The sequence below is a fragment of the Rhizobium sp. BK313 genome, assembly GCF_014193655.1.
Lineage (GTDB): Bacteria > Pseudomonadota > Alphaproteobacteria > Rhizobiales > Rhizobiaceae > Rhizobium.
This window is the reverse complement of the sequence record NZ_JACHZQ010000010.1, coordinates 204291-217217: the sequence shown is the minus strand read 5'-3', so window position 1 is coordinate 217217 and position 12927 is coordinate 204291. Positions and strand designations below refer to the sequence as shown.

The window sequence follows — 12927 nt, the reverse complement described above, 5'->3', positions numbered from 1 at the left end:
GCCACATTGCCTGTTCCGGACACGATCAGGCTGTCGCCGGTACCCGTCGAGCTGATCGTCGCGCTGCCAAGCTCCGTGATCGCATCCGAATTGCCGGTAAGACTCAGCGCTCCCCCAGCCTCAAGGGTGACCACGCCGTTACCGATCGTGGCGGTATTTCCAGCCCCTTGCACATCCAGCGTTTCTCCGATGCCGCTGGTGATCACAGAGCCATTGCCCTGCTCCGTGATCGTAAAGTTATCGCCATAGAGCGTGACGCCACTACCATTTTGAACCGTCACCGGGCCACCGATCAGCGTCGCCACATTGCCTGTCCCGGACACGATCAGGCTGTCGCCCGTGCCCGCCGAGCTGATCGTCGCATTGCCAAGTTCGGTGATCGCGTCCGAATTGCCGGTAAGACTCAGCGCTCCCCCAGCCTCAAGGGTGACCACGCCGTTACCGATCGTGGCGGTATTTCCAGCCCCTTGCACATCCAGCGTTTCTCCGGTGCCGCTGGTGACGACAGAGGCGTTGCCCTGTTCCGTGATCGCAAAGTTGTTGCCGTGCAGCGTGACGCCGCCGCCATTCTGTACAGTGACCTGTCCACCGGTCAGCGTTGCCACATTGCCTGTCCCGGACACGATCAGGCTGTCGCCCGTGCCCGTCGAGCTGATCGTCGCGCTGCCAAGTTCGGTAATCGCATCCGAATTGCCGGTAAGACTCAGCGCTCCCCCAGCCTCAAGGGTGACCACGCCGTTACCGATCGTGGCGGTATTTCCAGCCCCTTGCACATCCAGCGTTTCTCCGATGCCGCTGGTGATCACAGAGCCATTGCCCTGCTCCGTGATCGTAAAGTTATCGCCATAGAGCGTGACGCCACTACCATTTTGAACCGTCACCGGGCCACCGATCAGCGTCGCCACATTGCCTGTCCCGGACACGATCAGGCTGTCGCCCGTGCCCGTCGAGCTGATCGTCGCGCTGCCAAGTTCGGTAATCGCATCCGAATTGCCGGTAAGACTCAGCGCTCCCCCAGCCTCAAGGGTGACCACGCCGTTACCGATCGTGGCGGTATTTCCAGCCCCTTGCACATCCAGCGTTTCTCCGGTGCCGCTGGTGACGACAGAGGCGTTGCCCTGTTCCGTGATCGCAAAATTGTTGCCGTGCAGCGTGACGCCGCCGCCATTCTGTACAGTGACCTGTCCACCGGTCAGCGTTGCCACATTGCCTGTCCCGGACACGATCAGGCTGTCGCCCGTGCCCGTCGAGCTGATCGTCGCGCTGCCAAGTTCGGTAATCGCATCCGAATTGCCAGCAATGGAAACAGACGCGCTTTGCTCGAGGGCGAGTGTCCCTCCCGTCACCGTCAGCGCGTTGCCTGCTCCGCCGATGTCTACGAGCGCACCTGAACCTGTAAAAACAACCGTGTCATTTCCAGCAACTGTCGTCGTCAGACTGTTGCCTCGCAACGTAGCGCTCGAGAACTCTTCTATTGTGACGTCCGCATTGCCGACGGTGATGTCATTACCACCAAAGTAGACGTCGAGCGTGTCGCCTGTTCCGGTCGCGGTAATTGTCGCGTTTCCAAGCACAGCAATCGCGTTGGCATTTCCTGAGATCGTCACGGCTGAACTGTTCTCAACCGTAATGCTAGCGTTGCTTACAGTCGCCCTGTTTCCAGTCCCCGCAACATCGAGGACATCGCCACTGCCGTTGACAGTCAGTGTGTTGCTGCCTTGTTCCGATACCGAGGCTGCATTTCCTGTCAGGGTAAGGCCTGCGCCGCTCTGAAGGGTGATCGTACCTCCAAGGACTGTCACCGCATTGCCGGTCCCGGACACCTCGACATCATCATTGCTTGCAGTCGACGTGACCGTGTCGCCGCCAACTTCGCTGATCGTGTTAAAGTCACCATTGATGGTAACGGAAGAACCGGAACCCAGCGTTACCGATCCATTGGCGATAGTCGCCGTGTCTCCAGCGCCTTCGAGGGCAAGGGATACGCTTGATCCGAAGATGGTCACCGCATCACTATTGCCACGTACTGTGGCGTCAGATACGTTCGCTTCGAGGCTTACCGAGCCACCGCTCAAGCTCGCCAGCGACGAAGAACCGGTGATATCCACGGTCGCTCCGGATCCGTTGACCGTTAGGGCCGCAAATCCGCCCTCCGAAACCCTGTCGTCGTTACCGGTAATTGTCGCAACGACCTTGTCCGCGACAACTATGGCAGCATCACTGCCGTTAATGGTATTGCCGGAATCATTGACATTGATCTTCGCAGCGGCATTTGTACCGAAGAGCACTGTGTTCGATGTGCCATCGAGGATGATGGTTGCCGTGCCCGCAGACGCGTTGATCGTGTTGTCATCACTATCGACTTCGACGGTGTTCGAACCTGTCCCAGTGGTAATGACAGTGCCGTCGTAACGGGCGATCAAAAAGTCGGTGCCTGAGCCACCGTAGATCTTGGAGTCGATTCCGCCAGTGATGGTCGCCTTCGCAGCCGATGACGCTTCGAGGATGGAGTTGGTACCCCCTACAATTGTCACGCCGGAGGCATTTCCGGCGGCGATGACATCACTCGAGCCTTGGTCGATAACCGAATTCACGCCGCTGGCTGCCATATCGATCGAGATGTTCGAACCAGTGAGGATTTCGGTGACGGTTCCGTCCGCGGCTATTGTGGTCGTGCTGCCAGATGTCTTGTACGCGCGATCACCGACGCTCGTGGCACCATTCATCAGATACGTATCAGCAATGTCGCCAGTGCCACCACTCGACCAGGTGAACGTCGAGTCGTTCGCAATGAAATTGCCGTTGTCATAGGCTCCGGTGATTGTGGACTTTAGATTGATGGAGGCGATACCAAGTGCGCCCAGCGTATAGAGCTCGCCAGGTTCCGTCACGCCATCGGAATTCTTGTCAATCCAAACCTTAATGCCTGCGGCGTCTGCTTCCCGGGCAGTCAATACGCCGTTGTGATTCACGTCATATTGCTGCAGGAAGCCGAAAGATGGGATCCATTGTGCGCCGCTGGTGATGTTTTCGCCATTCGGATCAAGGACCAGGAAACCCTCGTCGGACGTTATCCAACCCGTCGGAACGTTTGCCCCGTTGCCAGTGACATTGAAATGAACGTTAGATGCCTGTGCGCTTACGGTATGAACCTGCTTCCCGGAAAGATTGAGAACAAGGGGGAAGTCGAAACCAAAGTCGTCGTAGAAGGAGCTATCGTCGAAGCCGAAATCTCCACTATCTCCGCCAACATCGCCCCAATCCTCGTCGTCGCTTGACGAATAATCGTAGCCTGAGTCGTCTTCAGAATACGAAAAGACCGTAGAATAGTCATAGTCCGGGCTATCGCTGTAGCTGCCGGAATCGTCAAAATAATCCGTGAAATAGTCCGGGCCATCGAGAACTGCGTCATAGAGGCCCGATTCATCGTCCGCCATCGACTCCGTCACGAAACTGAATATCGGTGACTCGTATGCGCCAGCGTCGGACGGATTGCTTGGCCCGTCATAGGTGCCGGCATATGGCTCAACTATATCCTGGTAAGTCGATTCAATGATGCCGTCGTAGGATGCGCTCGGGTTTGACGAATTATTGAGGTACGAATCCACATCGCCGGACATGGACAACACGTTGTTCATCGCGCTTTCGAGCTCGAACATAGGATAATATTCGTCGTTCGCACTATCCGAGAAGTAGGCCGTGTAAACTTGGTCAGTCGGGTCCAACGCTTCATATTGCTGCGGTGTCAGGACCTGGTCGGTCGGCGAAATGATGTAGACGTTTCCAGTATAGACATTATTCAACTCACTAACGAAATCGTCGAATTGCTCACCATTGGTCTCTGACTGGGAGGGCAATGTGAGCGACCCGGAACCTAGAGGAGAGCTGCCGCCGCTGGGGTCGCTTCCCGGTGACGTCTCGTAGATCGGCTTGTATGACGATGAGCCCGAATCCGAGGCTGGATCGTCCGATGACGTTGTGAAATCGTCGAAAGGTGTCTCGGAGGCAGCAACAGGCGAGTTCGCAGATGACGGATTTAGATCCCACACCAGGATCGGAGAGGTCGGCGAGTTTACATCCGAGAATAGCTGCGATGTATCACCACCTCCGCCCTGCAGATTGAAGTCATTGATGAGGTCACCCGAATTGATGCCCTCGCTTCCGGAAAGCTCGCCACTGTCGCCAGCGATAACACCGCTAACATCGTGATCCGGGCTAATGCTGCCTGTTATCGTCTCGTCAACCTCGACCCCGTTGCCATCATAGTTGACATTCTGGCTGGAAATTACCGAACCCGTCGTTGGGTCGTACTGGGTCGATTGAGTTAGGTTACCGGTTGTCCCATCGAAGGCAGTCGATTCGCCAAGCGAGCCATTGATATAGTCTTTCTCAGAGGTCAGGATATCGTCGCTATTATATTCCTGCTGGCTGACGAGATCGCCACTCTTGTCAAATGTCGAAACGTTATATGAGCCGTCGCTGTTGTAGTCGTACTGAGTAGCCGAGCCATCTGAGGCATTGTCGTGGTAGCTCGTCAGATTGCCGTCGCCATCGGTGGTGAACGCATCCGTTTGCTGGCCGGAGCTGTTGTAGTCGACCTCGCTCGAGGATAGCAGGTTTCCGGAAGCATCATAAGAAGACTGCTGTCTTGAGGCGACGGTTGACCCGTCGGCCCCGTAATCAATCTCATTGAGGATATTGCCATTCGTGTCGGTCGTGACGTCGCTAACCCTGCCGCCAGAACCGTTGTAGGTTACGTCGTCGGAAAGCGTTACGGCGCCGGAGCTTGCATCGGCGGTATTGGCGATATTCGTCGTAACCTGGCCTGTACTGTTCCGATCCACTTGGCTGGCGACATACTGGCTTCCGTCGGCAGCGTAGCCATACGAGATGGTCGTTGTGCCACCCTGGCCGTCTGGGATGATTTCGCTGACTTCCTGACGGCTTGAATTGACTTCGATCTGATCACCGTAGGAATCCACAAAGGTCGTATCGCCGTTGGCGTCCGCGATCTGAGACGCTATTCGATCATTGTCTCCGTCCAGCCGGTCTTCCAACGCGGTCGTATCGCCATCCGGTCCGATGGAATTGGTCAACGCACCACCGTCGATGACATTGTTCTTGATATCCTGAGCAAGCTGGTCGCGATCGGCCTGACTTTGGGGATCAAAGGCAACCCCGTAAATATTTTGGAATTCCTCTTCCGCTAAAAGCGTGTCACCTAAGCTGTCGTTGTGAACGCGGATTCCGCCAGCAATATAGGTATGGAGGCCTTCGACCTCTAAGTTATATGTACGCCATCCGAGCTGCGTACGAGGCTTGAGAGCTAGGTTTCCAGTTGTCTCGTAGATTTCCTCTTCCGCCTCCTCGTAGAGATGACGAGTGACTTCCGAGTAGATGATGCGCTCCGCTGTCACGGAGAGCAGCGCGCCTTCGGCCGAAACGATGGAGCCGCCACGCGCAACAAGCTCGTCGATCCTCTCAAACCCACCGTGTTCGTTAAGAAAACGATGCCCAGGGGTTACCGAAACACCATTTGAGAGTAGCAGCCACTCGTCGGTTATACCCCGATATAGCCGTCTTATCCGAGCAAGACTTAATGGAGGATTCAAGTTGTTCGCCGACTCGTCGAAAGCTAAAACGCGCTCACCTACTTGAATTTCTGATATTTGCTTTGTAGCTCCATCCGCCTGCGAGACCATCGTGTTGGCTGGGAAACAATGCCCGCCCAGGTTTGGGGCGCTAAAGTAGAGGGAGCTGCCATCCTTTAACGTTGCCGAAAATGAAGCTGTATCCTGACGGTGAATTGCATCAATTCCACTCAACGGGATTGACTGGTCACCCTTAATCACAAAGGCGGTACCGTCTTTATTCCAGATCAGCACGTTTCCTGACGAATCTATAATTGTACCCGATGAGCCAAGGGGAATTGATCCGTCTTGACCAATTTTAGTACCTCCAGTTCCCCCATAACCTGATCCACCAAACGCCGAGAGAATTTTGCTAACAGATGACGGTGATGTCAGTAATTTTAGCCCAAGATCGTATAGACCGTCGCTGTCATCCAGAAGAGATGGAGCTGCTGCAGAATTATCTACTATATCATTATATACTGCTTGGATGAGGGGGTTTTCCGAGCTCTGAAGTTCGAGGAATGTATTTGCAACCCGGTTCGCATTACTTACACCGCCAGCGGTTAGAGCGGTGAGAGCGGGCTCATTGTCGATCCATATCGATATATCATCAGCATTTATTGGGTGATCATTGCTCGCCGCATCTTGTAGATAAAATGTAAAATGCTCGACAAGGTCGGGTGCTTGATTTTGGAGCTTCATTGCAATAGTAGCTGCTTCCTGCTGAGCGCGGAGATCCCCACCGCTGTTGGCAACTAGATTGGCCGCTTGAAGCCCTTGGGACGTGAGAGAGTTGATAATTGCTTGGTCGAACGAATTCGATTCGGTCACGCCCTCTGGCGTAAGCAAAAAGCTGTTAAGTGCGCTAAACTCTTGGTCGTTGAGCATTGACGCTGGATTAGCAATCATTGCGGGTTTCTGCATCATTAGCGCTTTAGGAATAGCCGTCAGCAACTCTTCCGCAGTCAGGCCCTCCGCCTGTGGTGACGTTTCAAAATCAACAAGGAAATTTTGAAATGCAGTGGCATACGTTTTGGCGTGTCGCTGCCCAAAATCGGTTTGCAGGATTCCGATCGAATAGCCAGAGACATCGTTTACTGTCTTCCCATTGATGGTGAGATACTGAGGGGCCACTGCATTGCCATTGGCATCGAATTTGTAGGACCAACCCGGTAAGCTCAACCCAGGAGCGATACCCCCTTCCGATCCTACACCAACCGCATAACGTGCCAAGGCTTCGATTTGTTCTCTTGTTAGTTGAGTATTCGCCATAATAAATTAGCCCCTCTGCTGGACCAAAGCGTGCATAGCGCCATCCAAGATAGCTTGAGCGCAGTCTAGAGCCGTGCTCATACACTTCGATTTATTGGCATTTGACTTAGAAAAGTTCTGATACGTCCGCGCAATTGATCTTTCAAATGCATCATATCCAAACACCACCTTATTATTATTTATGCTTTGCTTACCGAAAAAGTATATCGGTATCACATAAATAGAATGAAGCGATGAAATATAGAAATTTGAGCTTGTTGGGAATGGCAAATCGTTCAACGACAAGTTTGCAAAAGAGGAATTCTTTGTCTGTATTTTGTTGTAAACGCAATCTTGATCGTAATAGTTTATTATTCCGTCATATTTATTATAAATGGCAGGCATTATTACAACGACGTCGTAAGCTTCGTCGTCCCACGTGACTCGCACTCTTTCGGGAAAGGTCAGGCATTCAGGATGATCTGTGATCTTATTGAGTACTGTGAGATCTAAGTCTCCGCCGAAGGTCATAGTAATATGGTGAGATTTGCCCTGTGGGTCGTCTGCGAGGATATCGACATTGGCGCGACGATGAGATGCCTTGAATGCATCGAATGTAGCCTTGTCGACATCCACGCTCGCTGGAGCTGGCTTAATTAAAAGTCCATTTTTATCAAAGAGAAACAGATCGCTGCCTGTTGTATCCGGCTCAGCGGCTATGGTTATCTCTGCACTGCTTTGGTCGTGATGGCGCACAAACGTGAGGAATGACATGTCATAGAGAACAGCATTGGCATTGGTTGGATGAAGCTCATCCTGCTGCCTCGGATTAACAATCATCGGACCGGTAATCGCATCAGCAATCGCGCCGTTCCTTACATCGAAGGGTAATGCGACAACCCCAGAGGAATTGTTGTCTGACTTTAGTTCGGCGGCATTTGCTGGCCCTGATATGCCTCCAATCGCAAAGACAAACAGAATCAGGGACCGCAGAATTGTCGACACTTCTCTTCTCGAGACAGGATAACGAACACGCTCACCCAAACTAGATGGCGGGGCAGCTAGAAGAGCTGGAACAACCGCCAGAAAGATGGCGATGGAACGATATGTCATTTCTGGACGCTTCCTCAGCAATTGACAGCAAAAATCCAGGTCAGCAGCACAATGGGACGTACTGCTGAGGTTTAAACTCGAATTTTTATGTTCTTTGGCGATGTATACGCCGACGTTCAGAGCGAACGAACGTAAATTGACTCTATAAAATGAAACCCAACGCGCCTACAATTTCTGCCCCAAAAGGTGGTCCGCTATTTCCTTGCAGCTTTGAGCCGCTGCTTAACGAATACAGAAAGCGCTATTTGGCGCAAGCTCTGCGACAGTGATCAACACACGTTAAACGTCTAACGCGTTTCCCGATGACGACCGTTTCCCGCCGAAATAAAGCGCGCCGCTCGCGGTGAGTAAACGGACATCTCTACGGAACGCAGGCAGTCTACAAAACAATCAGAGCAGATGTCGGGAAGTAAAATTCCGCTAGGGCAGCGGCGCGTTCTTCTGAATACAACCTCAGGTGAAAATAATTCCCGATCACAAAATCGTGAGAAATGCCACAAATTAATCGTCCGCCAACTAAAGAGGACGAGTGTAACAACATGCCTTCTGCGGAGATTAAGCCAAACTGAAGCGAAAATGATGCGAAAATGAATTTTCAGAAACCTTGCTTATAGTTTGATTGATTCTACACGTGCACCGCGAAATATTAGTTCCCGCCCAAACACCAGATCATCATGGTTCAAAATACCGAAATGCAGCGAACTTGCTCAAATTGACGACAAAGATATCGCGGATGCTTTGAAGACCATGGCGGGCTGCCGAAATTCCTCGATCGCTTCAGGCAGAAAGACACAAGATGTTCCCTGAGCGTGCCCAATCGTTGGAAAAACAGCGGTACTAAGAAGAAAGAGGTTTGGAAAAGCATAAGCCCTCAGATTTCGGTCAACTATCGCCGTTCGCGACACGTCACCCACTCTGAGTGTCCCAGCCGGATGGCCGATGCCTTGAAAATTGTGTGCAACGGATCGAAGATGGATGTCTAAGGACGAAAGCGTCCTTGCGCCGCCTAATCCAAAGAGATTCAGAACTTCGTTCGGTATGTAATATTGTCTGCCGCGTTAATACACCCATCTGCAACGAACACGTAGCGGATTCGATGTCTTGGATTTCTCCAAAATTGACTCGGTTACCCATCGATTCCTGGCTATCGTTGCCGCCGCGCGCAAGCTCGAGGTCGACACAGCGGCCTGCTCGACCGGCTTACCACAAAGAAGCCGCCGGTTGCTATCGACGGCCGCCGGCCTGATGTCGTCTGGGTCGAACCGGCGCTGATCGCTTAGATCGAATACCGTGCCTTTACCGTATCCGGCATAGCCGTCCACCTGAAGGACGCCAGCGAACCCTTGCAATACCCGCTCGGCATATAACCGGCCGCGACCTGGAGCATAGGTGAAGGCCACCCCCGGCGGCGCACCTCCGCCCCACGGTCGGTCATCACGGGCCAGTGCCCAGAAGTATCCGGTCTTGGTTTTGCGGGAGCCGGGATCAAGGACCGGTGCACGGGTCTCGTCCATGAACAGCTTCGTCGATCGCTTCAGATCGGCAATCAGAGCGTCGAAGACCGGACGCAGTTCGAACGCTGCCCGACCGACCCAATCGGCAAGCGTGGAGCGGTCGAGATCAATCCCCTGGCGGCTCATGATCTGGGCTTGTCGGTAAAGCGGCAAATGGTCGGCGTATTTGGACACCAGCACATGCGCGATGGTTGCCTCAGTGGGCAATCCGGCGTGGATCAGTCGTGTCGGAGCGGGTGCCTGCACAACGCCATCGGTGCAGGCGCGGCAAGCGTATTTTGGGCGGCGAGTGACGAAGTATTCGGGATCAAAACTTGCCAGCCAGTTTTATGCACTAGATCGCGCAGTTCGTTAAGCCACACCCCACGCCCGAAACCTCCCCCTCCCCGTCATCTCGCGCAAGCCGAGCTCCTGAACGATGCGCCGCGCCGCCTGCGGCGTCACGCCCAGCGTCTTCGCCACCATCCCGGCCAACACCAATGGCTTCGCCATCACCAGTTCGACCAGTTCCGACAGTTTCGAAGCCGTTCGTCTTCCTGTCAATTTGCGTTCGATCATCTGTCGCGCCAGCGCCAGCCGGTCATGCTCCTTCAGGCCGATCTCGGCGGCCGCCAGAAGTCCATGCGCAATCGCCAGCAGCCGCGTCTCGCGGTCGCGATGCCGGCGCCGATCGACGGGAACGGTTTTGAGGCCGAGATTGAAGGCGACGAGATGGGCGCCGGTGGTGACGCCGGCCTGGCGCAGGATGGCAGCGCAAAACAGCCGGCCGGGCCACGGTGCATGCTGCAGCGCGGCCAGTTCGTTCCAGGCATCGAGCGCGACGATCGCCTGCAGCATTGGTGGCAGATCCGCGATCTGGTGGAGCACCCCGCGCCATTCATCGAGGCGTTCGCCTTTGTCCCAATCGAGGTCGAAGACCAACGGGTCTTTTTCGCGGGAGCAAGACCGCGCCCCCGCAATGGCCTCTGCCAGCGCCGCTACGCCGCTCGCCTTCCCCGCTCAAGTTCATCGAGCTCATCCTTTTGGGCTGTTCGATAATCATTTCCGGTGAAACTCCCTCCCTGAGTGCGACTCTGTCAAAAAACTGCGCTATCGTCCCGTTCCAGGCGAAGGAGGGGATCGCATGAAACTCATCGGCATCGAACAGCTGGAAGCGCATGGTTTCTATTGGGCTCGCCCCAAACCGGTTCCAGGGGCGCCCGCAACCGAGCCGCACGACATCGAGATCGTGCAGATTTCGACCGTATTTGGAGCGGCCTCGGAGTTTTGGACCGTTGCCGTTACCGGTACCGACGAGCATTTCAGCCTCGAGAACTACGAGTTTTTTCACAAGATCGCCGCACCGCCGGTCTCGACGGACATGCGCGCCGCTTTAGCGCTCGTGCCGTCGATGTCTCGGCCGACAAGTCATTGATGTCGATTGTCGCTTGGGTGCAGCGATTTCAGCGTTCGGCAATTCATCATCACCACGATACGCCACACCTACGATCCACCGCCGCGATCGGCGATCTTCCCGTCGACCCGCGCGTGCGACGGCGCGCCCGCAATCGCCGCAGCATCCAAAATCCATCCGTGAACTTCCCAATTTCCATCGCGTTAACCATATGAATTAACGTTGTTCCTTTTCCTATCGGAAGCAAATATATCTCTAACTTCCGTCACTGATAACGACTTTGAGAACGATACTTCGCTATCGATAAGGATCACGTATCGATAGTGATGGATTTGGAGTCGCAGAACCGCTAAAGTCAGTGCCAAACCCTATGCTCCGGAATGCGATTTGGATCAGGATTCGCCGATATCTTGTGCTCTTCCGCCGTGGACGGGCGGCCTTCGGTCACTTGGAGCGAGGCGTGGCCGCATGACGCTGCGCGCGCGCGCCAACTCAACAAAGCGGCGCTTGGCTTCGCCCGCGGAGTGGAGTTTGTTCTTGCGCCGTCCACTCGATGGTCGCTAAACCATGTTGCCATCTCTGTGGGCCTTTGTGGCCGGCAAGCGAGCTCGGCCCAATCGAATTCGACAATCGAAAGCAATTCAATGACCCGACAGCTTTCTCTTCCGCGCCATCGGATTTCCGTACTGCTGCTTGAAGGCATTAGCCAGAGCGCTGTGGACCACTTTTCGTCATCCGGCTACGTCAATCTCACTCATCTGCCGAAAGCTCTGGATGACAAGGAGCTCAAAAGCCTCATAGCCGAGGCGCATATAGTCGGAATTCGTTCACGCACCCATCTGACAGAGGAAATTTTCAGCTCCGCCAAAAAGCTCATGGCGGTCGGCTGCTTTTCTGTGGGGACAAATCAGGTCGACCTGGATGCGGCCCGCCGACGCGGGATCCCCGTATTCAACGCTCCCTATTCGAACACCCGCTCGGTCGCTGAGCTTGTGATCGGTGAGATCATAATGCTGACTCGGCGGATTTTCCCGCGTTCGGCTTCAGCTCATGAGGGCGGATGGGATAAATCTGCCGTAGGCAGTCGTGAGGCGCGCGGAAAAACGCTGGGCATCGTCGGCTACGGCAACATCGGTTCACAGCTTAGCGTTCTTGCGGAAAGCATGGGTATGAAGGTGCGATATTTTGATCCTTCAGACAAGCTTCGTCACGGCAATTCAGAATCGATGGCTACGCTCGGCGAGCTTCTCGAAATCTCGGATTTCGTGACGATGCATGTTCCCGAAACCAGTTCGACGCAAAACATGATAACGGAGACCGAACTGCGCAGCATGAAGAAGGGAGCCCTTTTCATCAATAATTCCCGCGGAACCGTGGTGGATCTTGTAGCGCTTGCGAAGGTTCTGAAAGAAGGACATCTCGCAGGCGCGGCTGTGGACGTGTTCCCGAAAGAACCGGCATCAAATAAAGAGCGTTTCGAAACGCCGCTGCAGGGTTTGGATAATGTAATTCTGACGCCGCATATTGGCGGGTCGACCGAAGAAGCCCAGGAGCGCATCGGAGGGGAAGTCTCCAGGAAGCTTGTCGAATATTCTGACGTCGGCTCGACGCTGGGCGCGGTCAATTTTCCCCAGGTCCAACTGCCGCAACGTCCAAACGGCACGCGTTTCATCCATGTTCATGAAAATCGCCCTGGCATCCTAAACAGTCTGAATACGATTTTTTCGTCGCGTGGACTTAATATCGTCGGTGAGTTCCTGCAGACATATGGAGAAACGGGCTACGTGGTCATTGAAGCCGAGGGCGTTGGTGAGACAGCGGATGACATACTTGATGCGCTTCGCCAGATTCCGGGAACGATCCGGGCGCGATTGCTTTACTGACGCCGGTGGGAAATCCGCATACTCTGAGTGTTTCTCGCGCAGTTCTATCGCCGTTATCGACCAAATCAGGTTAGGATTGCAGGCAATGAGGGTGAGTCTCGTCAAATAGGAAAAGCCAAATCACAGCGCCCGACACCGTC

5 protein-coding genes and 2 pseudogenes are annotated in these 12927 nt (G+C 54.3%); 2 read left to right on the top strand and 5 right to left on the bottom strand.

Going from position 1 to position 12927, the window contains the following annotated elements; all coding sequences use genetic code 11:
- The 5 genes and pseudogenes from FHT86_RS34840 to FHT86_RS34820 all read right to left on the bottom strand — a co-directional run.
- Positions 1–6905, bottom strand: a 6905-nt coding sequence (locus FHT86_RS34840; protein ID WP_183869033.1) for a hypothetical protein, incomplete at its 3' end; no start/stop codon positions are given.
- Positions 6906–6911: 6 nt separating this feature from the next.
- Positions 6912–7997, bottom strand: a complete 1086-nt coding sequence (locus tag FHT86_RS34835; RefSeq protein ID WP_133704200.1) for a hypothetical protein — start codon at positions 7995–7997, stop codon at positions 6912–6914.
- Positions 7998–8704: 707 nt separating this feature from the next.
- Complete coding sequence (locus tag FHT86_RS39005) at positions 8705–8974, bottom strand: GMC oxidoreductase (RefSeq protein ID WP_409527646.1); 270 nt, start codon at positions 8972–8974, stop codon at positions 8705–8707.
- Positions 8975–9292: 318 nt separating this feature from the next.
- Positions 9293–9805: pseudogene (gene tnpC, locus FHT86_RS34825) on the bottom strand (IS66 family transposase); the annotation flags it as partial.
- Between the two features lie 57 nt (positions 9806–9862).
- Positions 9863–10468 (bottom strand): annotated as a pseudogene (locus tag FHT86_RS34820) (RHE_PE00001 family protein); the annotation flags it as partial.
- A 166-nt stretch (positions 10469–10634) separates the two neighbouring features.
- On the opposite strand from FHT86_RS34820, the gene FHT86_RS34815 reads away from it, so the two are divergent.
- Positions 10635–10925: a hypothetical protein gene (locus FHT86_RS34815; RefSeq protein ID WP_183869031.1), complete on the top strand. Its 291-nt coding sequence runs from the start codon at positions 10635–10637 to the stop codon at positions 10923–10925.
- Between the two features lie 623 nt (positions 10926–11548).
- The gene (gene serA, locus FHT86_RS34810; protein WP_133704201.1) at positions 11549–12787 is read left to right on the top strand and encodes a phosphoglycerate dehydrogenase; all 1239 of its coding nucleotides are present in this window, start codon (positions 11549–11551) and stop codon (positions 12785–12787) included.
- Positions 12788–12927 lie beyond the last annotated feature (140 nt).

Coding starts and splice junctions, on each gene's coding strand:
- FHT86_RS34835 (WP_133704200.1), bottom strand. CDS start 7,997: ATGACATATCGTTCCATCGCCATCTTTCTGGCGGTTGTTCCAGCTCTT.
- FHT86_RS34815 (WP_183869031.1), top strand. CDS start 10,635: ATGAAACTCATCGGCATCGAACAGCTGGAAGCGCATGGTTTCTATTGG.
- serA (WP_133704201.1), top strand. CDS start 11,549: ATGACCCGACAGCTTTCTCTTCCGCGCCATCGGATTTCCGTACTGCTG.